We start from the raw sequence: 21462 nt of genomic DNA on the forward strand, positions 1-21462 counted from the left end.
AGACCGACCTTCCAAATGAAATCCCAATAACAACCCAGACCCCAACTCGATGCGGGAAATGAAACTCAAAGATCTAAAAGAAAAAACACCGACCGAGCTGCTGCAATTTGCCGAAGAGCTCGAAGTCGAAAACGCCAGCACCATGCGCAAGCAGGAGCTGATGTTCGCTATTTTGAAAAATCTGGCCGCCCAGGATGTCGAGATCATCGGTGAAGGCGTCGTTGAAGTCCTGCAGGACGGCTTCGGCTTTCTGAGATCTCCCGATGCGAACTACCTGCCCGGCCCGGATGACATTTATGTTTCGCCTTCACAGATAAGACGCTTCTCGCTCCGGACGGGCGACACCGTCGAGGGCCAGATCCGAAGCCCGAAGGAAGGCGAGCGGTATTTTGCTCTCCTCAAGGTCAACACGATCAATTTCGAGGATCCGGAAAAAGCGAGGCACAAGGTTCATTTCGACAACCTGACGCCTCTCTATCCCGATGAACGTTTCCGCATGGAGATCGAGGATCCGACGATCAAGGACCTGTCTTCCCGGGTCATCGATCTCGTGGCACCTCTCGGAAAAGGTCAGCGCGCGCTTATCACTGCGCCGCCGCGGACCGGTAAGACCGTCTTTCTGCAGAACATCGCCAAGTCGATCACCAACAACCACCCGGAATGCTACCTGATCGTTCTTCTCATCGACGAACGGCCTGAAGAAGTCACGGACATGCAGCGGACCGTGAATGGCGAAGTTGTCTCCTCGACGTTCGACGAGCCGGCGTCGCGTCACGTGCAAGTGGCGGAGATGGTCATCGAGAAAGCCAAGCGTCTGACCGAGCACGGCCGTGATGTTGTGATCCTTCTTGATTCGATCACGCGCCTGGGCCGGGCCTACAACACGGTGGTTCCTTCTTCCGGCAAGGTTCTGACCGGCGGTGTCGACGCGAATGCGCTGCAACGGCCGAAGCGGTTCTTCGGCGCAGCGCGTAACATCGAAGAGGGCGGATCGCTCACGATCATCGCGACGGCGCTCATCGATACGGGTAGCCGTATGGACGAAGTCATCTTCGAGGAATTCAAGGGCACGGGTAACTCCGAAATCATCCTAGACCGGAAGATCTCGGACAAGCGCGTTTACCCGTCCATCGATATCCAGCGCTCCGGAACGAGAAAGGAAGAACTGCTTGTTCCGCACGAGCGTCTCAAGAAAACATTTGTTCTCCGCCGTATTCTCAACCCGATGGGGACCGTCGACGCGATCGAATTCCTGCTCGACAAGTTGAAGCAGACAAAGTCCAACGACGAATTCTTCGACAGCATGAATACGTGATCCGGAGGGATCGTTGGTCTTACAGGAGGCGCGAACCGCAGGGTTTGCGCCTTTTACTTTTTGTTAAGACTTTCCCGTTGCACCCCTTCTTTTTGAATCGGAACCGATCTAATGACCGAGAATATCCTCATGGAAACGGAGCGCCTCTATCTCCGGACGTGGCAGGACAAGGACATTGGCCCGTTTGCGGAGATGTGCGCCGACCCTGAAGTGATGCGTTATTTCCCCGATGTGATGACGCGGGAGAAAAGCCGGGACCTCGTCTTGAGGTGTATCGAAAAACAGGAAAAGGACGGGTTCTGCATGGCTCCTGTCGAGGTAAAGTCGACGGGCGAGTTCCTTGGTTTTGTCGGATTGAACAGGCCGACCTATGCGGCACCGCTTCCATTCGAGCCCTGTGTGGAAATCGGATGGCGTTTGAAACAGTCTTCGTGGGGGAAGGGTTATGCGAGCGAAGCAGCGAATGCCTGGCTTCGATTCGGTTTTGAAACCATTGAGCTTGACGAAATTGTTGCCTTCACGATCCCCGCGAACGAACCTTCGCAGAAGGTGATGCAGCGGATCGGTATGCGTCGTGACCCCGACGGTGACTTTCTTCATCCGTCCTTGCCTGAAGATCATCCTGTTGCGCCTCATGTTCTGTACCGTCTGAGCAGGGCCGACTGGAACAAGCGGGAGAATGGTGCCGTGTGACGATTCACGTGAAACACCGTTTCGCTCGTGTGTTCCACGTGAATCCGCTGCGCTATATCGATTCGGCATCGAACCAATCTGGCGTGGTTTATCTTGGCACATGACACGGGTCGATGGGTCTGGTGGTCGGCTCAGCATGACAGTCCCGGCGACAGCGGAGACGTCCCGCATTTCGGGATTGTGCTGCACCCCGGGTCCGGGTTTGGATGCCTGATTGATTCACGTGAAACATCCACGTCATGTTTCACGTGAATCCGCCTTGAAACGCATTCCGGCCCGATTCGCTTGCGGAACGGTGCGGCGACGTTCCCCGGATCTGATGCCAACCTTGCGTCGGGTGGCAATCGGTCTCCTTGCTTTCCTGCGAGGCGGTTCAAACCTCTTTGCGATCGAATGCCGGTTTGTTACAGAGGCTCACGCGCGCATTCTCCGTTCCGTTCTCCTTTTGACAGCTGGCTGGTAAGAAAACATGGCTTCAACGATCTTTGCTCTTTCCAGTGGGGCCGTGCCGTCAGGGGTGGCGGTTGTCCGCCTGTCTGGTCCGCAGACAGGCATGATCATAACGTCCCTGTGCGGGCGCGTGCCGCGTGAGCGGCTGGCCGTGTTGTCGAAGATAAGGCATCCGGAACTCGGAGAGGTGCTGGACGAAGGCCTGATCCTTTTCTTCAAGGGACCGCGGAGTTTTACGGGTGAAGATGTTGCGGAACTGCATTGCCACGGGGGCCGGGCGGTTGTCGGCAAGCTCTTGGAGGTTCTCGGCAAGTTCGAGGATACGCGTCCCGCGGAGCCGGGTGAGTTCACCAGACGGGCTTTCGATCACGGACGAATGGACCTGACAGAGGTCGAAGGGCTGGCGGATCTCATTGCCGCTGAGACGGAGATCCAGCGGAAGCAGGCCGTAAGGCAGATGGGCGGTGCCCTGGGTAAGCTCTACGAAGACTGGCGCAGGCGGCTCATTCACACGCGTGCGATGATCGAGGCCGACTTCGATTTTGCAGACGAAGAGGATGTGCCTGGCAGTGTGGCGGATACCGTCTGGTCTGATGCGGCGACGCTGCATGATGAGATTTCGGCGCATCTGCAAAAATCCAGAAGTGGCGAACGGTTGCGATCTGGTCTTCAGGTGGTTCTGATGGGTGCGCCGAACGCTGGCAAATCCAGCTTGCTGAACGCCATTGCCGGCAGGGATGTGGCGATCGTGACGGAAGAAGCGGGAACAACGCGGGATGTTATCGAAGTTCACCTGGACCTGAACGGGTATCCGCTGACGCTCGTAGACACGGCGGGGATCCGTGACACGGACGCCCGGATTGAAAAGGAAGGTATCCGAAGAGCAAAGGCGCGGGCGCAAGAGGCGGATCTTGTCTTGTGGGCGGTGGAGCCGGGTGGCGTTGGCGCCGATGATCCGGTGGCAGGACTGCCGGCTGAATTGCGGGATGGCGTTCCGCATTGGGTCGTTCATACCAAGGCTGATCTTGAGACTCTTCCGAAACAAGACTCTTCCGGAACAATCAAGCAAATCTCCTGTTCCAACCAAAACGAAGCGGGAACACGGTCCTTGTTTGAGGCCCTTACCTATTTTGCAGAAGAAACGATTTCGTTTGGAGAGGCGCCACTTGCGACGCGCGAGAGACACCGCGTCTACCTGTCCGAGTGCCTGAAGGGCCTGGTTTCAGCTGTCGAGTCGACGCATCTGCCATCAGAATTACGAGCCGAGGACCTGCGAAGAGCGGCAGATGCGTTGGGTCGCATAACCGGGCGGATCGATGTAGAGGATCTCCTCGATGTGATATTCCGGGACTTCTGTATCGGCAAGTGATGTTTCACGTGAATCAAGGAAATCCCTGGTTCGATTCTGATCCGGAACATGTTTCACGTGAATCATTGCAAGGGCCATCGCCCGTGCCGTCGGGGGTTGGTTTCGCCTGGATTTTTGCGGCATCGATTTCGGCTTTGACGCTGATAGCCTCCCGCTCTATAAGAACCGCTGAGACTGGCTGCTACAAGCGGCTTCAAGCCGGACAGAATGCCGGCAATTGACCCCTTAAAAGTTGAAAAGTTACCGGGTGTTTTCAAGAGACCTGTGTGCACGGTGAAACGATGAGCGACCAGGACCTGATCTTCGACGTTGTTGTTATTGGTGGAGGCCACGCCGGATGTGAAGCTGCATCTGCGTCTGCGCGCGCCGGTGCCAGGACCGCTCTTGTCACGCACAAGTTCGAAACCATTGGTGTTATGTCCTGTAATCCGGCAATCGGCGGATTGGGGAAGGGCCATCTTGTCCGCGAGATAGATGCGCTCGATGGCCTGATGGGCCGGGTCGCGGATCAGGGTGGCATCCAGTTCAGAATGCTCAATCGCCGCAAGGGTCCGGCGGTGCGCGGGCCACGTGCGCAAGCGGACCGGAAGCTCTACCGCGAAGCGATGCAGCGGGAAATAGCAGCGGTGGACGGCTTGACCATCGTCGAGGGCGAGGCCGACCGGATCCGCTTCCGCAGTGAAGGCGCGAAGAAGGGCGTTGCCGGCCTGGTTCTTGCCGACGGACGCCTCGTGGCTTGCGACGCTGTCGTTCTGACAAGCGGAACCTTCCTGCGGGGACTTATCCATATCGGGGACAAGAAGATTGCCGCGGGCCGCTCCGGAGAAGCCCCGGCCATGGGTCTGTCGGTTTCCCTCGAAGAAATCGGCTTCGAGCTCGGACGGTTGAAGACCGGAACGCCGGCGCGCCTCGATGGCCGGACCATCCACTGGAACCGGCTGGACGAGCAGCCGGGGGATGATGAGCCCGTGCCGTTTTCCACGCTCACGGACAAGATCGAAACACCGCAGATCCCGTGCCATATCACGCGAACGACGCCCGAGACGCACAAGATCATACAGGACAATCTCTCCCGCTCTGCCATGTATTCGGGCGAGATAAAGGGCCGGGGACCGCGCTATTGTCCCTCGATCGAAGACAAAATCGTGCGCTTTGGCGAACGGGACGGACACCAGGTTTTCCTGGAACCGGAAGGTCTGGATGATCACACGGTCTATCCGAACGGGATTTCAACCTCGCTTCCGGAAGACGTTCAACTCGCTTTCCTGAAAACGATACCCGGTCTGGAGGATGTCGAAGTCATCCAGCCCGGCTATGCGATCGAATATGATCATGTGGACCCGCGGGAACTGCGCCCGACCCTTGAGGCGAAGCGGTGCGAAGGTCTCTACCTGGCTGGACAGATCAACGGGACGACCGGTTACGAGGAGGCCGGTGCGCAGGGCCTGATCGCCGGCCTCAACGCGGCATTCAAATCGGCCGGGAAAGAGCCTTTCGTCGTGGACCGGTCGCAAGGCTATATCGGTGTCATGATCGATGATCTCGTGACGCGCGGCATCACCGAACCCTATCGGATGTTTACCTCAAGAGCCGAGTACCGGTTGTCGCTGCGTGCTGACAATGCCGACCAGAGGCTGACCCCGCTCGGTATTGAACGCGGTATTGTTTCGGAGCTCCGGAGCACTGCTTTTGCCGCGAAGATGGCCAGCATATCGGCGGCGCGGGATCTTTTGAAAATGCTGTCCGTGACACCGTCGGAGGCGCAGAAGAAAGGTCTTCCGGTGAATCAGGACGGCATTCGCCGCTCTGCATTCGATCTGCTGTCCTATCCGAACGTGACCTACGAGATGCTGACGAAGGTCTGGCCCGAACTGGAAGAGCTTGATCCCGCCGTGACGGAGCAGGTCGCGACGGATGCGCTTTACGCCGTTTATCTCGACCGGCAGTTGGCGGACATCGATGCGTTGAAGCGCGATGAAGCTTTGAAAATCCCCGATGGTTTCGATTACGAAGCGATTGTGGGCCTGTCCAACGAAGTCAAACAGAAGCTGGTCGACATACGCCCGGCAACGCTGGGTCAGGCGTCCCGCATGGACGGAATTACGCCGGCAGCGCTGACACTCATCCTGTCGCATCTCAAGCGGCAGAGCCAGCGCGGAGCGGCCTGATGGGCCGCACCGCCGTGTTGAAAGACACTGGAAAAGTTGTTCACAAGTTTGGGGATGTTTCACGTGAAACGTTGGACAGGCTCCAGATCTTTGTCGATCTCGTCTTGAAGTGGCAGCCGGCACAAAACCTTATTGCACCGTCGACGATCCCCGATATCTGGATGCGTCACGTGGTCGACAGTCTGCAGACACAGTGGACTTATCCAAAGGCTGTCACCTGGGTGGATATCGGCAGCGGGGGAGGCTTTCCCGGCATCGTGACGGCAATTCTTCTTGCCGACACGCCGGGGTCCCATGTTCACCTGATCGAGAGCAATCAGCGCAAGGCGGCCTTCCTGCGCACGGCATTGCGGGAGACGGGCTCGAATGGAACCGTTCATCCGGGCCGGATCTAATCGGTTGCGAAAGAGTGGTCACACGGGCCTGTCGATGCCGTTTCGGCGCGTGCGCTGGCTTCCCTGGATCTGCTTTTTCAACTCGCGAAGCCCTTCACGGACGGCGGTGCGAAGGCTGTTTTCCACAAAGGTCAGGATTTTCAAAGAGAAGTTGATGAAGCCGCTGACTCTTGGAACTTCGATCTGGTAGAAAAGATGAGTGTTGTAGATCCCACGAGCCGGATGCTTCTTTTCTCTGATATATCAGCCCGGTCCGAATAGCCAAGGAAGGTGGGTGGCAATGAGCATGCTTCCCGAAAAACCGCGCGTTCTTGCGCTTGCGAACCAGAAGGGCGGCGTTGGCAAGACCACAACCGCGATCAATCTGGGCACAGCGCTGGCCGCGATCGGCGAGAAGGTCCTGGTTATCGACCTTGACCCCCAAGGCAACGCTTCGACCGGTCTGGGTATCGAGCACCGCGACCGCGGTCTTTCGACATACGAAATTCTCAGCGGGGATTGCTCCATGGCTGAGGCGGTTCGTGAAACGGCCGTGCAACGGCTCTGGGTCGCGCCATCGACCATGGACCTGCTCGGGCTGGAACTGGAGATCGCCTCGACCAGCGACCGGGCGTTTCGCCTGCGCAACGCCATCGAGCACCTGACGCACTCGCGGCTGTTTCAGGAGGTCGGGTTCACGTATGTCCTGATCGACTGTCCGCCGTCGCTCAATCTTTTGACGATCAACGCCCTGTCGGCTTCGCATTCCATCCTGGTTCCGCTCCAATGCGAATTTTTCGCCCTCGAAGGTCTCAGCCAGTTGCTGAGCACCGTGGAACAGGTGAAGGGTGCGTTGAATGCCGAGCTGAGCATCCACGGCATTGTCCTGACCATGTATGACAGCCGGAACAACCTCTCCAGCCAGGTCGTCGCCGATGTGCGCGAGACCATGGGCGACGCGGTTTATGAAACGATCATCCCGAGGAACGTCCGGGTTTCCGAAGCGCCGTCCTACGGCAAGCCGGCGCTGCTCTACGATCTGAAATGTGCGGGAAGCCAGGCCTATCTTCGCCTGGCATCGGAGATCATTCAGCGGGAACGGCAATTGCGGCGGGTTGCAGCGTAGTTCCTGGTTGGATTCGGAACCGAACCAAAGGGATCGACCGCCGAAGAGCACTTCTGCGATGTCAGTATAACTTATTGAATTATAAAAAGAAAAAGGTGGATCATGGCTGAGAAAGACGGCAAGAACAAGCGTTTGGGCCGAGGGTTGGCTGCCTTGATCGGAGATTCGGCCCCGGAAGCGGCGGCCCCGCCTGAAAAGGTCATCAGGGACAGCAGACGCGTTCCGATCGAGCATCTCGAGCCCAATCCACGCAACCCGCGCAAGACCTTCACCGAAAAGGATCTCGCCGATCTGGCGGAGTCGCTCAAGGCGAAGGGTATCGTTCAGCCTATTCTAGTGCGTCCGGCGGCCGGCAAGGTCAACCGGTTTGAAATCATCGCAGGGGAGCGGCGCTGGCGGGCCGCGCAGCGGGTTGGCCTGCACGAGGCGCCGATCATCATCCGCGACGTGACCGACCAGGAGGCACTGGAACTTGCGATCATCGAGAATGTGCAACGCGCGGACCTGAACCCGATCGAAGAAGCAATGGGTTACGATCAGCTCACGGCCGAATTCGAGTACAGCCAGGGCGAGCTGGCCAAAGTCATTGGCAAGAGCCGGAGCCACGTCGCCAATACCATGCGCCTCCTGAAGCTGCCGAACTCGGTGAAGGACTATCTTGCGGAAGGCCTGCTGACGGCTGGGCATGCCCGCGCGCTGATCACGGTTGAGGATCCCGCAGCGCTTGCGGAACTGATCGTCGAAAAGGGACTGACGGTCCGCGACGCGGAAAAAATCTCCCAGGATCCGGACGCGCTTGCGAAGCTCAAGGGCGGCAAGGCTGCCGTCGAGAAACCGCAGAAGGATGCCGATACCAAGGCGCTGGAAAAGAGGCTGACCGATATGCTGGGTCTGAAGGTGGTTGTCGGGCACAAGCCGGGCAAGGAGTCCGGTGATCTCAAGATCAAATACACCTCGCTCGAGCAGCTCGACGAGTTGTGCAGGAAGCTTGGCGTTGAGCCGCGCTAAGTTATTGTAAATAAATAGAAAAGTATTTTCCACAGACTGGATCGGACCGGTTCGTGCGGGTGTTTCAGCCTCTTGTTCAGCGCCGCTGCCCGCGGGCTCTTGCGACCCTTCCCAGGGTCAGGAGGGCTTCCGAAAGCACAGGCACGCCGAGAGGATCGTTGAGGCGCGAGATCTTCGTTGCTTCGGCGAGGATTTCCATCGCGCGCTCCAGATCGGACAATGACCAGATCTGCAGTTGCCGCGACATGCCGGGTTTGCGGCTGAAGAACACCGGCGGGCGCTGCTGGTCGATCACGGCCTGAACACTCTTGCCTTTATCAATGTCGATTCGCATCCGATGCAAATTCTGAAAATGCTTCAGGGCCTGGTTGGCGATGATCGAGGCCTTTGACCCGGCATCGGCGAGCCGCTGGAGACCGTGGTCCAGGGTGGCAATGTTGCCGGTGCCGGCCGCGTCGATGAGTTCGGACATTTCGAATTCGGAGGCATCGCCGATGATGGCTTCAATGTCCTCGCTCTCGATACGGCCCTTGCCGAGTGCAAAAAGGCAGAGTTTCTTGAGTTCTCCGCGGCTGGCCATCCGGTCGCCGCCGAGCAATCCGTGCAGCAGGGCGCGGGCTTCGCGGGTTATGGTCAGGCCGGCTTCTCGGGTTTCTTCGTCGATGAGCTGGTCGATGCCGCGGTCATTGTCCGCGTAGCACGGTATTGCGAAGCCCCGCTTGCTGGGTTCGATCAGCTTCCTGAGACCCGCACCCTTCTTGATGTCACCGGCTTCCAGGATGACGAATGTCTGCAGATCGTCCAGCTTCAGAACGGGTTCGACGGCGGGTACCAGGTTCTTGCCGCTTGCATCCTTGACCCAGACGATCCTGCGGCCCCCGAACAGCGGTATGGTGAGCACCTCGTCAATCAGACGGTTCGGGTCACTCGCGATCTCGGCGGCGTCGATTTTCACCAGGTTGAAAGGATCGCTTTCGCCTTCCGACGCCTTCGCGGCGAGGCGCGTGGCGCGCTCGGAGACAAGACCGGTGTCCGGTCCGAAAACGAGCACCAGTGCACCGCCGTCAGGCGGGTTCGCAACAAATCGGTCCGTTTCGGCTGCTTTCAGGATTGTCACTGCCGCGGACTTTCAGCGGGAAACTCAGGATTGGCTGGCGAAATAGCCGGCCAGGCGGGTGGCGATGTCGTCGGCAACGGCCTTGGCAACCCGTTCCTGCGCATCGCGGAGCGCGCGCTGGTTGGCAAAACGCTGGTCCGAGAAGTCAAAGGAGGCTGATCGGAACGTGCGTCCGGTTGTCAGGGTTTCATCCGTCTGGATGTCGCTCATCACGAATGTGGAATTCATGGTGATCGTGAAGGCCGAGGGAACGTCCGCAAACTGTTCGATCGCGACCGCCGCGGTGTTCACATCGACCAGAACCTCAAGCCGGTATTTCTTTCCGGCCGAGCCCGCTCCGCGTTCCAGCTTGAACGTAAGCTCGTTGTAGAGAACCCTCGTTGCTTCTTCCTGGGCGAACTGGGCAGAGATCGACTCAAGGTCGATGGCCGCCAGTTCGGCTGCGACCGTGGAAGACTGCGCACCGAAATCACCCGTGGTGCTGGTGCCGTAGAGCGGGCGGATCTGGCACCCGCTCAGGACTATCGCTGCCGCAAAGGCGCTGAAAAGAGCGACCCGCCGAAGGAGGAACTCCCCCTTGAAGATGCTGCTAAACAACGACATTCACAATCCTTTGCGGCACCACGATAAGTTTCTTCGGCTGATTTCCGTTCAACGCCTTGCGAACGAAGTCCAGCGCCAAGGTAGCTGCTTCGACCTCCTCTTTGGAAGCCTCTTTTGCAATTTCCAGCTCGCCCCGTCGTTTTCCGTTGATCTGAATAGGATAAGTAACTGAATCTTCCGCTAACAGGGCCGGATCGGCGACGGGCCAGCTGGTTTCCGAAATGAGATTGTCGTGTCCGAGGGCGGACCAGCATTCCTCGGCAAGATGCGGCATCATCGGCGCCATCATCTGAACGAGATAGTCGGCTGCTTCCCGCACGGCGTATTCCGTCTGGTCGTCGGCAATGCCGTCGCTGATCGTCTTGCTGATCGTGTTGACCAGTTCGTACAGACGCGCGACCGCCCTGTTGAAGCCAAGCGCTTCCAGGTCGCCGGAAACCGCGTGAAGCGTCTTGTGGCTGGCGCGGCGCAGATCGAGCGCCTTGTCCGAGACCTCAGGCGCCGCACCGTTTCGCGGTTCGCACCTGTCGGAAATCTCGCCGATCAGACGCCACACCCGCTGCACGAAGCGCCAGGCACCCTGAACGCCGTCCTCCGTCCAGATCACGTCACGCTCGGGCGGGCTGTCGGACAGCATGAACCAGCGCGCGGTATCGGCGCCGTAGGTGTCGATGATATCGGTCGGGTCGACGGTGTTTCTCTTCGACTTCGACATCTTCTCGATCGAGCCGATCGCGACTTCCTCGCCCGTATCCAGCAACGTGGCGCGCCGTTTTCCGTCAACGTCCTCAATCCGGATTTCCGCCGGTGAGATCCAAGCGCCGTTCGCGCCTTCTCCCAGCCGGTAGGTTTCATGCGTGACCATGCCCTGCGTGAACAGGCCCTTGAACGGCTCCTTCAGGTCGAGTGCACCCACCTTCTGCATCGCGCGTGTGAAGAAGCGCGAATAGAGGAGGTGCAGGATCGCGTGTTCGATGCCGCCGATATACTGATCGACCGGCAGCCAGCCATTTGCCGCCTCCGGGTCCGTCGGCTGATCGCAATCCGGGGCCGTAAACCGGGCGAAGTACCAGGAGGAATCGACGAAGGTGTCCATCGTGTCGGTTTCGCGCCTGGCCGGCTTGCCGCATTTCGGGCAGGTTGTCTCGCGCCAGGTCGGATGCCGGTCGAGCGGATTGCCGGGCTTGTCGAAATTGATGTCGTCCGGCAGCTGGACCGGCAGGTTGCTATCGCTTTCGGGAACAACGCCGCACGTGTCGCAGTGAATGACCGGGATCGGACATCCCCAGTAGCGCTGGCGCGAAATGCCCCAGTCGCGCAGGCGGTAGTTGATCTGGCGTTCGCCCTGCGGGGCACCGTCCACGGTGAGGGATTCCAGCTTCTGCGCGATCGCTTCCTTGGCGTCGGGAATGGACATGCCATCCATGAAATCCGAATTGAAGATGGTGCCGTCCTCGGTAAAGGCCTCCGTGCCGATTTCGAAGGTGGCCGGGTCGGCGTCTTTCGGCAACACGACAGGCTTGACCGGAAGCCCGTATTTCCTGGCGAAGTCGAGGTCGCGCTGGTCATGCGCCGGGCAGGCGAAGATCGCGCCCGTGCCGTAGTCCATCAGGATGAAGTTGGCGACATAGACCGGCAGTTCCAGCGTGCTGTCGAGCGGATGGCGCACGCGCAGGCCCGTATCGATGCCCTTTTTCTCGGCCTTTTCGATGGCTTCTTCCGATGTTCCGACCCGCTTGCATTCGTCGATGAACGCCTTCAGCTCGGGATTGTCCTCAGCGAGTTTCGCCGAGATCGGGTGATCCGGAGACAAACCCATGAAGGACGCACCGAACAGGGTGTCCGGACGGGTCGTGAAGATTTCCAGTGACGTGTCGCCGGTGGGGGCAGGGCTGGTGTACTCAAAACGGACGCGCAATCCTTCCGACCGCCCGATCCAGTTCTTCTGCATCAGGCGCACCTTGTCCGGCCAGCGGTCGAGCGTTTCGATCGCGTCCAGCAGGTCTTCGGAAAAGTCGGAGATCTTGAAGAACCACTGGGTCAATTCGCGCTGCTCGACCAGCGCGCCGGACCGCCAGCCGCGCCCGTCGATCACCTGTTCGTTCGCCAGGACCGTCATGTCGACCGGGTCCCAGTTCACCTTTGCATTCTTGCGGTAGACCAGTCCGGCCTCGAGAAACCTCAGGAACAGGCGCTGCTGCTGCGTGTAGTAGGCGACGTCGCAGGTCGCAAACTCGCGGCTCCAGTCGAGGGACAGTCCCATGATCTTGAGCTGTTCGCGCATGGCGGCGATGTTTTCATAGGTCCAGTCCTTCGGGTGAACCTTGTTCTGCATCGCCGCGTTTTCAGCCGGCATGCCGAACGCATCCCAGCCCATCGGATGGAGAACGTTGAAGCCTTTCGCGCGCTTGTAGCGGGCGACCACGTCGCCCATCGCATAGTTGCGGACGTGGCCCATGTGAATGCGGCCGGACGGGTAGGGGAACATCTCAAGGACGTAGTATTTTTCACGGGGGTCGTCGTTGTGGGTGACGAAGACGTCCTTGTCGTTCCAGACCTTCTGCCAGCGCGCTTCCACTTCACGCGCATTGTACCGTTCCGTTGCCATCAATTGTGCCGTTTGTTCTTGCCGCCGGATCCGGCGGAATTCCAGAAAGATCGATTGCCGGACTGTCAGCAGATATCCGGCCCCGGGTCAACATGTGACTCCAAAAAGAGCCCCGTGAAGCCTGTTTATTTCGCAATGCCGCATTCGTAAAGCTATCGCTGACCGCTTCGGCGCAAGAATGCGGCAAACCGGCACTTGAGGCGCGCACCGTTCAGGGCTTAAGAGTGGGTGGTCCGCCAATCCGGTTGCACAGGGAAAAATGATGTCCTCCGCCACAGATCGTCTTTTGCAGGTCCAGTCCGACATTCGCGGCGCGGAGACGGAATTCGGCAGACCGGAAAACGCGGTTCGGCTGATTGCCGTTTCCAAGACATTTGCCGCCGAAGACATAGTGCCGGTCCTGGACGCCGGCCAGCGCGTCTTCGGCGAGAACCGCGTCCAGGAAGCGATGGGGAAGTGGCCCGGATTGCGCGAAACCTATGCCGATATCGAGCTGCATCTGATCGGGCCGCTTCAGTCCAACAAGGCCCGCGAGGCCGTGGCGACCTTCGATGTCATTCACACCGTCGACCGTCCGAAAATCGCCAAGGCTCTCAAGGCGGAAATGGACCGGCAGGGCAGAAACCTTCCCTGCTTCATCCAGGTGAACACCGGTGAAGAACCGCAAAAGGCCGGCATTCCGCCAAAGGATGTCGAGGCCTTCCTCGCCGACTGCCGGGATACCGTCGGACTGAACATTGTCGGACTGATGTGCATTCCGCCGATCGATGAAGCGCCCGGCGAACATTTCGCGCTCCTGGAAAAGCTGGCGAAACGCGCCGGCCTTCAGCAGCTCTCCATGGGCATGTCGTCCGACTACGGGGTGGCCATCGGGTTCGGCGCAACCTACGTCCGCGTCGGCTCGGCGATCTTCGGCGCACGCGGCTGAGGGTTTTTCAATCCTGAGCTTCCAGTTGCCAGAGAATTCGTGTGGGATTTATCCGAAAGAGTAGGCCTTTTCAACGCGCGAAGATCGATTAAGAAACGTTAATTTGTATTATTAAACTTACCCTCCCAAATAAAAACTGTCAGCACTCAAATTGACTGCAGACTGAAGTAAACAAATTGGGAGGATCATGAATAATGATAAAAAAGAATGCTCTGTATATTCTTGGTATCTTGGCAATAGCGATAGCCGTCTCAGGATTAATCTTGGAGATGCCCGGTATAATTGGCACGTCGCAAGCTCTGGCATGCCCGACGGGCTGGAATTGCTGACACGCAGCAATTGCCGCGCATCGAGAATTTCCGAGACATTACGGACGGGATTCAAGCCTGTTTCCGAGATTACCAATACCGGGAGAGGCGTGTGCATCATCCCAATCGATTTCTGAAACTATTGCTGGCCCGCGTCGAGTTCGTTCGACGGGCCCGTCACCTGAAGGAGAAGCCGGTGAAAAAGGAAGCAAACACAATTAAAAAAATGCCGACGGTTCGAGAGGCGGCACCAACCGCCGTTGGTGCGTCTTACAATCTGATGCCGCGCGTGGTGCAAACGCCAGCCGGACGCAGGATCATGCGGGACTGTTTCTGATCCGCGAGAGTCGAACGGCCGTGCGGCGCAATCAAATATGTGCCACGGCCGTGTCGGCGTTTAGGACTGCTGACCGGAATGAGGGCGGCAGGACCGCTTTTCAAAGTCTTGCCGCGCACCTCCGACACGAGCGCCCCCTATTTGTATGAGATCCAAATGTCCGAACCCCTGATCACGTTTTACAAGATTTTCGAAAAGGTTCCGGCGATCATACCTGCCGATCCGTCCGCCTATGGCAGCATGCCCACGGATGCGTTTCGCTACTGCGAGGCCATGCGCACCGCCTCTTCCTTTGGTTGGTATGTCTATCCGCCCAGAACGCTGACGCTGACGGTCAGCGAGGATATCGTCTATGCGTATCTTGATGGTGAATGGGTACTTGTGAAGAGCGAGTACCTGAATGACGGCTTCAAGAAGGAATGGGAAAACCTCGCACCGGGCACTCTCAAGCGCCATTTCCCGGCGTTTCTCAGGCCCGTTCCGTTGCCGGGCACCCTCCAGATATTTACCGGTCACTTCGTTGAAACCGCGCCGGGATGGAGTGTCCTGGTGCGTGCACCCGCCAATGTCCCGCGCGGACCCTTCCAGGTCTACGAGGGCATTGTCGAGACCGACGAATTCAAACCATGCCCGATTTTCGTGAACCTACGCATTACGGAAACCGGCCGCGAAATTCGACTGCCCTTCAACGTGCCGCTTGCACAAATACAACTCCTCCCGCGACAGCTTTACAAGCAAGACCAAAAACGGGTGGCCTATATCGAGCAGGCCGAGAGCGTGGCGGCCATGTTCCCCTGGGATCGTTTCACCGACACAGTGCACAGCGAACCGCACCCGCGCGGACGGTATGCGGTTGCGCGGCGGAAACGAGACCAGAGGGACAAGGAAGAGCTATCCAGGGCAGCTCACACAACAGATTTCGTGTCTGCCTGATTGCTTGTGCGCATTACCGGACGTTTCCAGGCATAGGTGAATTTTCGGGATACAAACCGACTTATGCAGCCTCAAGAATCATGGACCGTAAAGTGTCCTCGCTAACGCTGCCCGGCGCGCCAATCGCCACCAAACGGCTTTCCGGTTGCCGCGCCCCCCACGCTTCGTCCCGTGCGATGTCGATCCGCTTGCCTACGACCTGGACAATAATGCGATGATCGGGATCTTCTTCGCTGAAGACAAATCCCTTCATCCGGTAAACACCCCCCGGCAATTGTTTGACGGCGCTTTTGAGGGCTGACAATCGCAGCGGCCTGTCCGATCGCACCATCGTCGTTGCAAACTGCGCCGCGTGCGAGTGTTCTTCGATGTCCTCGTGTTGGTGCTCAGGACATCCGCACCCCGGTCCATGAACATGGTGATCCGCATCTTTAAGCTGGCTCTCCGCGAACCGCCCGACCGACAGAAGAATATCGAGCGGGACTTGCGCGTTGACCGCTTCCACGAGCCGGTAGCGTTTGAAGCGCGAACCGAGCCACTTATGAACTTCAGCCACCGTTTCACTGTCGACCAGGTCGACCTTGTTCAGGATGACCATGTCCGAGAATGCGATCTGACGGAGCTTCAGTTCCATCTGTTCCGGAGCAGCAAAAATCTGTTCCGCGTCGACCAGACACACGATGCTGTCCAGGCGGATCAAGTTGCGGAACTTCTGATCCGTGAATGTCATTGCGATCGAGGACGGGTCCGAGACGCCGCTGGCCTCCAGGATGATGTATTCCGGTCTCTCGTCTCGCGCCAGAACCTGTTCGACAGTTTCAATCAGATCATCCCTGATGGAGCAGCACACGCACCCGTTGGCAAGGCTCATGACATCGTCCTCGATGCCGACGACAAGGTCGGCATCGATGTTAATGGATCCAAAGTCGTTTACGAGGACGGCAACGCGCAGTCCATGATGTCCGGTCAGGATCCGGTTGAGCAAGGTCGTCTTTCCGGACCCCAGGAAGCCGGTCAGGATTGTCACCGGCACCGCAGATTTTTCTCCAAACTCGATCATGGTCCTACTCCGGTTTCTTCCGGTTAGGGATCACGTCATCGACACTGATTGAAAAACCAGACGGCCATTGGGTTCCGGGCTCACGGAAAACATCTGCCGGATAGTATTCCTTGGGATCGATCTCCATGTCCCGGTACTTCTGATCCTGTTGCTCGGCCCTAGACGAGCGAGGCTCAGGCAGTACGACTTCGTCGGGCAGCGAAATACGTCCAGCTTCTTCAGCTGCTGCAAGTTCGCGGAACGGCGGAACTGTCCCTGACTTGCCGGGAAGTGTAGCCTTCCGGTACCAGATAGCTTCCTTGGTAACATTGACGACCGCGACATCAAGTCCCCATTGGAAGAGGCCGTCATAGTGGGCACGAATGCCTGCCAGCATTTCAGCATCAATATCTTCGTCCTGGGTGTAGTGCGTGACCATGCCCAGGCGCGGGCGCGTGTCGGCGAAGAGTTTTCCGACCGCGTAATGCGATGTGTGGTGTGTATCGATGGTGTAGTTGAACAGTTCCTGCGGCAGACCATACTTGTAAGTCATGAGCTGACCGATGTCCTGGCCGGACATTTCTGTAACAAACACATCGACGCCTTCACCGTACTTGCGTGAAAGTTCGTCCGGGCGGCCGTCGCCGGTCCAAACGAAACTCAGGCCATTCCAGTCGAGACGGTAGCCGACGGCACCGTCCTTTGCGTGACTACGCGGCCAGCTCCGAATGACAACACCGTCCTGATCGTAAACAATGCCGCCCTCTTCGCGATAATCGAACTCATTGACCTCGATTTCATATCCGTCGCCGATCGGAAACACATCGAAGGCTTCGAGGTGCCATTTCATCATCTGCTGCATGCCGTTGACCATGCCCTGGGTGCCAAGTTCGGGCGTGCGGCCGGAGGGTCCGTGGATACGCAAAGGCGTATAGCCGCCGGACCAGGCGCGGAAGGGATAGATGTAAGGAATGTCGGCGTAGTGGTCGACATGGAGGTGCGTAATGAAAATATCGTTGATCAGCTGGCCGGGAACCTGCATGCCAATAATGTTGCGTACGCATCCGGAGCCAAAGTCGAAAAAGAACCTCTTGCCATTTCCAAGCTCGACCATGATGCATGTTCCGGCTTGGTCTTCTCTCGGCGGGTAGGGCGTGGACCCGCAAAAGGATATGCGCATTTCGTCCGGGCCGAGTTCTTCGGACAAGGGAAAATAGTTGGCATTCGAGCCGGTCATGTATTTTGTCGGTCGGAAGTACTCGGGAAGCGAAATACCACCTGCCGGGCGGCCGCCATAGGGGTTCTTGAGAGCCTCCCCCAGCGGTCCATCGCCCGAGTGGGCCTGTGCTCCTTCAGAGGCGACCGTTGCCGCGCCGGTTACCGCCGCACCGGTTGCCATTCCTTTCAGGACGCTGCGCCTGCTCGGATTTTCAACCTGGTTCTCTTCCGTCTCATTGTCGGTTTTGCGGTCGTCGTCGTTGGTGTGATCACTCATTTCGTGAACCTTTCCTCCGGTCTCTGGGGCCGTGAAACCCGGCGGAGGATCTCCGCGCGCAGCTCCACAAGTATTTCGTTGATCTGAGAGGCTTCCGTGCTGTCGATGGCACCACATGCAAGTCGCGAACACAGACATTCGTAGTCTTTACAAGCCTCCGTCAGGTGCACGTCCGTCTGAAGGCGTTTTTTTATCGCTGTCGCCTGCTCAGGCAGGTCTCGGTGGACGAACTTCATTGACGATGTGCTCCGTTGCGCTACGCTGATCGGCAACACGCTGAGTAGAGTTCGGCCGCGGCGCCGGGCCAAGTGACTCACCGTGAAACGTGGGTGAGACGGCAATGCCAGCGAAGGGCAAAAGCACAGGATCTGAGCAATCGGCCGATTGCAATCCGAAGGCTGTTCGCGATGCGCTCCACGCGGTCATCTCAAGCGAAGAGCTCGCGTCCTCACCGCGTCTGAAACAGATCTTGAGCTACATCGTCGAAGAGCGGTTGGCCGGACGGGGCGACCAGATCAGGGGCAAGACCATTGCAGCCGATGTGTATGGCCGTGCGCTCGACGGACGCAATGCGTCGGACAACATCGTGCGCGTGGAAGCGCGTCGCCTGAGACGCGTTCTGGATCAGTTCTACGAAGGCAGCGGCCGAGATGAGAACATTCGTATCCACGTTGATGCGGGAACCTATGTTCCCCGGTTCGAACTGCGCGAGGATACCAACCTGGCTGCCAACGCCGGAAATCAAGCCACACCCGTTACGGAGAACACAGCCTCCGTGTTCGTGCGCTCCGCACCTCCATTGAGATTTGCGACAGTCGCGGGTGTTGTCGTCGCGCTGGTCGCAGGTGGCGTCTTTCTGTTCCAGCAGGGCGCAACACCGCCGGTCGTTCCCGCGCCGGTTACGGATCCGCAGGTCGCCGTGCGCTCCGCTTTGATGGAAAAGTCCCCGGTGTCGGTACAGTCGATGAACCTGGCAGAGCAGGCGCGCGGACTGCTTTTTCCCGTGTTCGACGCGGAGCGCCAACGTCTTGCGATAAGTCTCTTTGACCGCGCAATTGCGCTAGACCCGAGTTTGCCCGATGGGTATGCCGGCAAGGCCCAGGCTCTTGCCACACTGGCCTTCCTTGCCAAGGACGATATGCAGAGCACCGACCTGATGCAGCAGGCAGCCTCCCTGGCCTCCAGGGCCAGGGAACTCGGGCCGACCAGCGCACGTGCACACGGAGCAACGGCATGGATCGCGAGCATGTCCGGTGGAAGCGAGACAGCCCGCAAACATGCCAACATTGCCGTGGGTCTGATGCCCGATGATGGATACATTCTCGATATAGACGGGGTCGTTGCGATACTGGCTGGAGACGGGGCCCGGGCCGCAAAAGCATCCGATCCGGAACGCCTGCGTCTTGGAAAAGGGCGGTTTGGCGCACCGAACATCTGGGGTGTGGCGAATTACATGCTGGGAAACTACGACACGGTGATTGATGCCTTCGAGACTGCTCCGGCAGCCGGGGCACCGGTCTCAGCTCCTTCGCTCATTTTTCTCGCCGCAGCACATGACCACCTTGGCAACACAAGAGCCGCGGCCAACGCTGTGCGTGACTTGCGCACAACCTGGCCGGATTTTCCGGTTCCGTTCGTTCTCGACAAGATGTTTGCCCAAAAGGAATTTGCGTCCGACATCTACTCCAGACTGGAAAAAAACGGCTATGAACGCGCCGGTATCGGCATCCGCGATGACGGCAAGTCATAGCGGCGCTTGATCAACTACGCAAAAACAAAGTATTTTTATTCGAAATTGTAAATATTATTCAACAGTTTATTTCTAGTTAGAAGCCAAGTTCTTGCCGAAAACTTTGAATGATGTCTTCAATATGACTGACCTATGGCTGAATACGCTTCCCGGCCACAACAATGCCGCGAATGTTCCCAAGAGCAGCCCTTTGCCGGTCGTGATCGCGGATCAGAGTTCTTCCTGTTCCGGTTCGGCAGGTCGCAGGGGCCTGGCGGATGGACGGAACACAAGCCGGGTGCACCGACTTCCCCATGATACGGGACGGGCAATCCGGCGAGAACCAACACTTGGAGGTTTAAACATGTCCAAACGTCTTACCGCTGCTCTTCTCATCGGTGCTTTCACGGCGTCTACAGCAGCGCTTGCACAGGGCGTGTCATTTGAGACGATCGACAGCAACCAGGACGGTTTCGTGAGCTTCGATGAAGTCACGGCAGTCGTTCCGGATATGTCGGAAGACGTTTTCAAGGCTGCGGATGCGAATCAGGACAACCTGCTCGATCCGGCTGAATTCGCAGCGGTTCAGCCGTAATCCGGCTTCGGGCGATCCTCCCCCCGTAAGCTGCACTTGCAGCGGGGTTGCCTGATAAAGACCACTGCCGGTACGGTCACACCGGCAGTGGTTTTCGTGTTTCTGCAAGGCCGCTGTCACCTGTCCCTCGTTTGTCCGGTGATCCGGGCCGTTCCAGCTCAATCTATTGGTGAGTTTTCGTCATCCCTTCCCGTGAGTTGCCTTGTTGACCTCCATCGGGTCGTTTGCAAGACTGCGGGCATAAGAATGGGAGGACATCATGAAATCACTTGCCTGGGCCCTGGGCGCAGCCGTTGCGCTTGGCCTTTCGACCGGTGCTGCCTTTGCGGCAGACACGACCTTGCGTATTTCCCTGCAGCTGCCGCTCAAGAGCCACCTCGGCCAGAACCTTCTGCTGTTCAAGGAAGAGGTTGAAAAGAACTCGAATGGCGACATCGCCGTTGAAATCTACGATTCGGCGCAGCTCTACAAGGACAAGGAAGTTCCTGCGGCGGTCGGATCCGGCGCAATCGAGATGGGCGTCGCCTCCCTCACGCGCTATGTCGGCGACATTCCCGCCGTCGATATCTTCTACCAGCCGTTCCTGTTCGACACGGAAGACAAGGTGCGGGCCGCGGTCGCGCCGGGATCGCCTGTGCGCGCGCCGCTCGACGAAGCCATCAAGGACACCGGATCGACCGTTTTGTGGTGGCAGGCCTATGGCGGTGCGATCATGTTGTCCCAGGGCGGACCGCTGAAGACGCCGGAAGACATGAAGGGCAAGAAGGTCCGCGTGTTCGGCAAGACACTCGGCGACTTCGTAACGTCAGCCGGCGGTGCGCCGACGCTGATTTCCGGTTCCGAACAGTATCTTGCCTATCAGCGCGGCACGGTCGATATCGGCATGACCGGCGTTTCCGGCGTCAAATCGAGAAAGCTCTGGGAGGTGATGGATACGATCTCGGTGACCAACCACGCGGATATCGAATTCATTGTCGTGGTGAACACCGATTTCTGGAACGGGCTGCCTGAGGAGCAGAAGGCCGTGATCCAGGCGGCAGCGCTCAAGGCCGAGAACGACGTGCGCAACCGCATGGCCGAAATCGAGGCGGCGGCTTATGCGGCGGCCGAGGAAAACGGAATGACCGTTTACAAGCCGACAGCGGACGAAATCGCGGCGTGGAAGGCCGTCAGCCAGCCGGTCTATGACACCTATTCCGAAAAGGCGGGCGCGCTGGGCCAAACCGTGATGGAAGCCGCAAAAGGCCTTTAAAATCAAACGGGTTCG

General features: G+C 58.3%; 17 protein-coding genes and 1 pseudogene. 13 read left to right on the forward strand and 5 right to left on the reverse strand.

Features of this window, described 5'->3' with window-relative positions; translation table 11 throughout:
• Positions 1 to 49: 49 nt before the first annotated feature.
• The 7 genes and pseudogenes from rho (at position 50) to ACO08A_RS10935 (ending at position 8503) form a co-directional block, all read left to right on the forward strand.
• A complete protein-coding gene (gene rho, locus ACO08A_RS10905; RefSeq protein ID WP_152499163.1) occupies positions 50 to 1315 on the forward strand; it encodes a transcription termination factor Rho in 1266 nt (421 codons plus the stop codon).
• Between the two features lie 111 nt (positions 1316 to 1426).
• On the forward strand, positions 1427 to 2008 hold the full coding sequence (locus ACO08A_RS10910) for a GNAT family N-acetyltransferase (protein WP_422041095.1): 582 nt from the start codon (positions 1427 to 1429) through the stop codon (positions 2006 to 2008).
• A gap of 469 nt (positions 2009 to 2477) precedes the next feature.
• Positions 2478 to 3827, forward strand: coding sequence for a tRNA uridine-5-carboxymethylaminomethyl(34) synthesis GTPase MnmE (gene mnmE / locus ACO08A_RS10915; RefSeq protein ID WP_422041096.1), 1350 nt, complete (start codon positions 2478 to 2480; stop codon positions 3825 to 3827).
• A gap of 281 nt (positions 3828 to 4108) precedes the next feature.
• On the forward strand, positions 4109 to 5995 hold the full coding sequence (mnmG, locus tag ACO08A_RS10920) for a tRNA uridine-5-carboxymethylaminomethyl(34) synthesis enzyme MnmG (protein WP_422041097.1): 1887 nt from the start codon (positions 4109 to 4111) through the stop codon (positions 5993 to 5995).
• Positions 5995 to 6651: pseudogene (gene rsmG, locus ACO08A_RS10925) on the forward strand (16S rRNA (guanine(527)-N(7))-methyltransferase RsmG). Before mnmG ends, rsmG begins: the two are co-directional and overlap by 1 nt.
• Before the next feature lie 19 nt (positions 6652 to 6670).
• Positions 6671 to 7495, forward strand: coding sequence for a ParA family protein (locus ACO08A_RS10930; protein ID WP_421980435.1), 825 nt, complete (start codon positions 6671 to 6673; stop codon positions 7493 to 7495).
• 102 nt (positions 7496 to 7597) lie between these two features.
• Positions 7598 to 8503, forward strand: coding sequence for a ParB/RepB/Spo0J family partition protein (locus tag ACO08A_RS10935; RefSeq protein WP_422041098.1), 906 nt, complete (start codon positions 7598 to 7600; stop codon positions 8501 to 8503).
• Between the two features lie 76 nt (positions 8504 to 8579).
• Here ACO08A_RS10935 and holA read toward each other — a convergent pair whose 3' ends face one another.
• The 3 genes from holA to leuS are packed head-to-tail and all read right to left on the reverse strand — an operon-like array spanning position 8580 to position 12831.
• On the reverse strand, positions 8580 to 9620 hold the full coding sequence (holA, locus tag ACO08A_RS10940; protein WP_422041099.1) for a DNA polymerase III subunit delta: 1041 nt from the start codon (positions 9618 to 9620) through the stop codon (positions 8580 to 8582).
• 24 nt (positions 9621 to 9644) lie between these two features.
• The gene (locus tag ACO08A_RS10945; RefSeq protein WP_422041100.1) at positions 9645 to 10223 is read right to left on the reverse strand and encodes a hypothetical protein; all 579 of its coding nucleotides are present in this window, start codon (positions 10221 to 10223) and stop codon (positions 9645 to 9647) included.
• Complete coding sequence (gene leuS / locus ACO08A_RS10950) at positions 10210 to 12831, reverse strand: leucine--tRNA ligase (RefSeq protein ID WP_422041101.1); 2622 nt, start codon at positions 12829 to 12831, stop codon at positions 10210 to 10212. Before leuS ends, ACO08A_RS10945 begins: the two co-directional genes overlap by 14 nt.
• Before the next feature lie 259 nt (positions 12832 to 13090).
• Between leuS and ACO08A_RS10955 the strand changes: the two genes are divergently transcribed.
• The 3 genes from ACO08A_RS10955 to ACO08A_RS10965 all read left to right on the forward strand — a co-directional run bounded on the left by ACO08A_RS10955 (position 13091) and on the right by ACO08A_RS10965 (position 15337).
• A complete protein-coding gene (locus ACO08A_RS10955; protein ID WP_422041102.1) occupies positions 13091 to 13759 on the forward strand; it encodes a YggS family pyridoxal phosphate-dependent enzyme in 669 nt (222 codons plus the stop codon).
• Between the two features lie 282 nt (positions 13760 to 14041).
• The gene (locus ACO08A_RS10960; RefSeq protein ID WP_422041103.1) at positions 14042 to 14404 is read left to right on the forward strand and encodes a hypothetical protein; all 363 of its coding nucleotides are present in this window, start codon (positions 14042 to 14044) and stop codon (positions 14402 to 14404) included.
• Between the two features lie 156 nt (positions 14405 to 14560).
• Entirely contained in the window at positions 14561 to 15337 is a 777-nt protein-coding gene (locus ACO08A_RS10965) for a DUF6065 family protein (RefSeq protein WP_422041104.1), read from the forward strand.
• Positions 15338 to 15398: 61 nt separating this feature from the next.
• On the opposite strand, the gene ACO08A_RS10970 is transcribed toward ACO08A_RS10965, so the two are convergent.
• Both ACO08A_RS10970 and gntH read right to left on the reverse strand, forming a co-directional pair.
• Positions 15399 to 16397 (reverse strand): CobW family GTP-binding protein, encoded by a 999-nt coding sequence (locus ACO08A_RS10970; protein ID WP_422041105.1) that lies wholly within the window; start codon positions 16395 to 16397, stop codon positions 15399 to 15401.
• Positions 16398 to 16401: 4 nt separating this feature from the next.
• Entirely contained in the window at positions 16402 to 17871 is a 1470-nt protein-coding gene (gene gntH / locus ACO08A_RS10975; RefSeq protein WP_422041106.1) for a guanitoxin biosynthesis MBL fold metallo-hydrolase GntH, read from the reverse strand.
• Positions 17872 to 18211: 340 nt separating this feature from the next.
• Between gntH and ACO08A_RS10980 the strand changes: the two genes are divergently transcribed.
• The 3 genes from ACO08A_RS10980 (at position 18212) to dctP (ending at position 21447) form a co-directional block, all read left to right on the forward strand.
• Positions 18212 to 19621, forward strand: coding sequence for a tetratricopeptide repeat protein (locus tag ACO08A_RS10980; RefSeq protein WP_422041107.1), 1410 nt, complete (start codon positions 18212 to 18214; stop codon positions 19619 to 19621).
• Positions 19622 to 19964: 343 nt separating this feature from the next.
• Positions 19965 to 20195, forward strand: a complete 231-nt coding sequence (locus tag ACO08A_RS10985) for a hypothetical protein (RefSeq protein ID WP_306142332.1) — start codon at positions 19965 to 19967, stop codon at positions 20193 to 20195.
• A gap of 259 nt (positions 20196 to 20454) precedes the next feature.
• Complete coding sequence (gene dctP / locus ACO08A_RS10990; RefSeq protein ID WP_422041108.1) at positions 20455 to 21447, forward strand: TRAP transporter substrate-binding protein DctP; 993 nt, start codon at positions 20455 to 20457, stop codon at positions 21445 to 21447.
• Positions 21448 to 21462 lie beyond the last annotated feature (15 nt).

It is taken from the genome of Roseibium sp., from assembly GCF_965232425.1.
Lineage (GTDB): Bacteria > Pseudomonadota > Alphaproteobacteria > Rhizobiales > Stappiaceae > Roseibium.

Excerpts from the sequence above, each read along its gene's own strand:
- rho (WP_152499163.1), top strand. The coding sequence starts at position 50 with ATGCGGGAAATGAAACTCAAAGATCTAAAAGAAAAAACACCGACCGAG.
- ACO08A_RS10910 (WP_422041095.1), top strand. The coding sequence starts at position 1,427 with ATGACCGAGAATATCCTCATGGAAACGGAGCGCCTCTATCTCCGGACG.
- mnmE (WP_422041096.1), top strand. The coding sequence starts at position 2,478 with ATGGCTTCAACGATCTTTGCTCTTTCCAGTGGGGCCGTGCCGTCAGGG.
- mnmG (WP_422041097.1), top strand. The coding sequence starts at position 4,109 with ATGAGCGACCAGGACCTGATCTTCGACGTTGTTGTTATTGGTGGAGGC.
- ACO08A_RS10930 (WP_421980435.1), top strand. The coding sequence starts at position 6,671 with ATGAGCATGCTTCCCGAAAAACCGCGCGTTCTTGCGCTTGCGAACCAG.
- ACO08A_RS10935 (WP_422041098.1), top strand. The coding sequence starts at position 7,598 with ATGGCTGAGAAAGACGGCAAGAACAAGCGTTTGGGCCGAGGGTTGGCT.
- ACO08A_RS10945 (WP_422041100.1), bottom strand. The coding sequence starts at position 10,223 with ATGTCGTTGTTTAGCAGCATCTTCAAGGGGGAGTTCCTCCTTCGGCGG.
- leuS (WP_422041101.1), bottom strand. The coding sequence starts at position 12,831 with ATGGCAACGGAACGGTACAATGCGCGTGAAGTGGAAGCGCGCTGGCAG.
- ACO08A_RS10955 (WP_422041102.1), top strand. The coding sequence starts at position 13,091 with ATGATGTCCTCCGCCACAGATCGTCTTTTGCAGGTCCAGTCCGACATT.
- ACO08A_RS10965 (WP_422041104.1), top strand. The coding sequence starts at position 14,561 with ATGTCCGAACCCCTGATCACGTTTTACAAGATTTTCGAAAAGGTTCCG.
- ACO08A_RS10970 (WP_422041105.1), bottom strand. The coding sequence starts at position 16,397 with ATGATCGAGTTTGGAGAAAAATCTGCGGTGCCGGTGACAATCCTGACC.
- gntH (WP_422041106.1), bottom strand. The coding sequence starts at position 17,871 with ATGAGTGATCACACCAACGACGACGACCGCAAAACCGACAATGAGACG.
- ACO08A_RS10980 (WP_422041107.1), top strand. The coding sequence starts at position 18,212 with ATGCCAGCGAAGGGCAAAAGCACAGGATCTGAGCAATCGGCCGATTGC.
- ACO08A_RS10985 (WP_306142332.1), top strand. The coding sequence starts at position 19,965 with ATGTCCAAACGTCTTACCGCTGCTCTTCTCATCGGTGCTTTCACGGCG.
- dctP (WP_422041108.1), top strand. The coding sequence starts at position 20,455 with ATGAAATCACTTGCCTGGGCCCTGGGCGCAGCCGTTGCGCTTGGCCTT.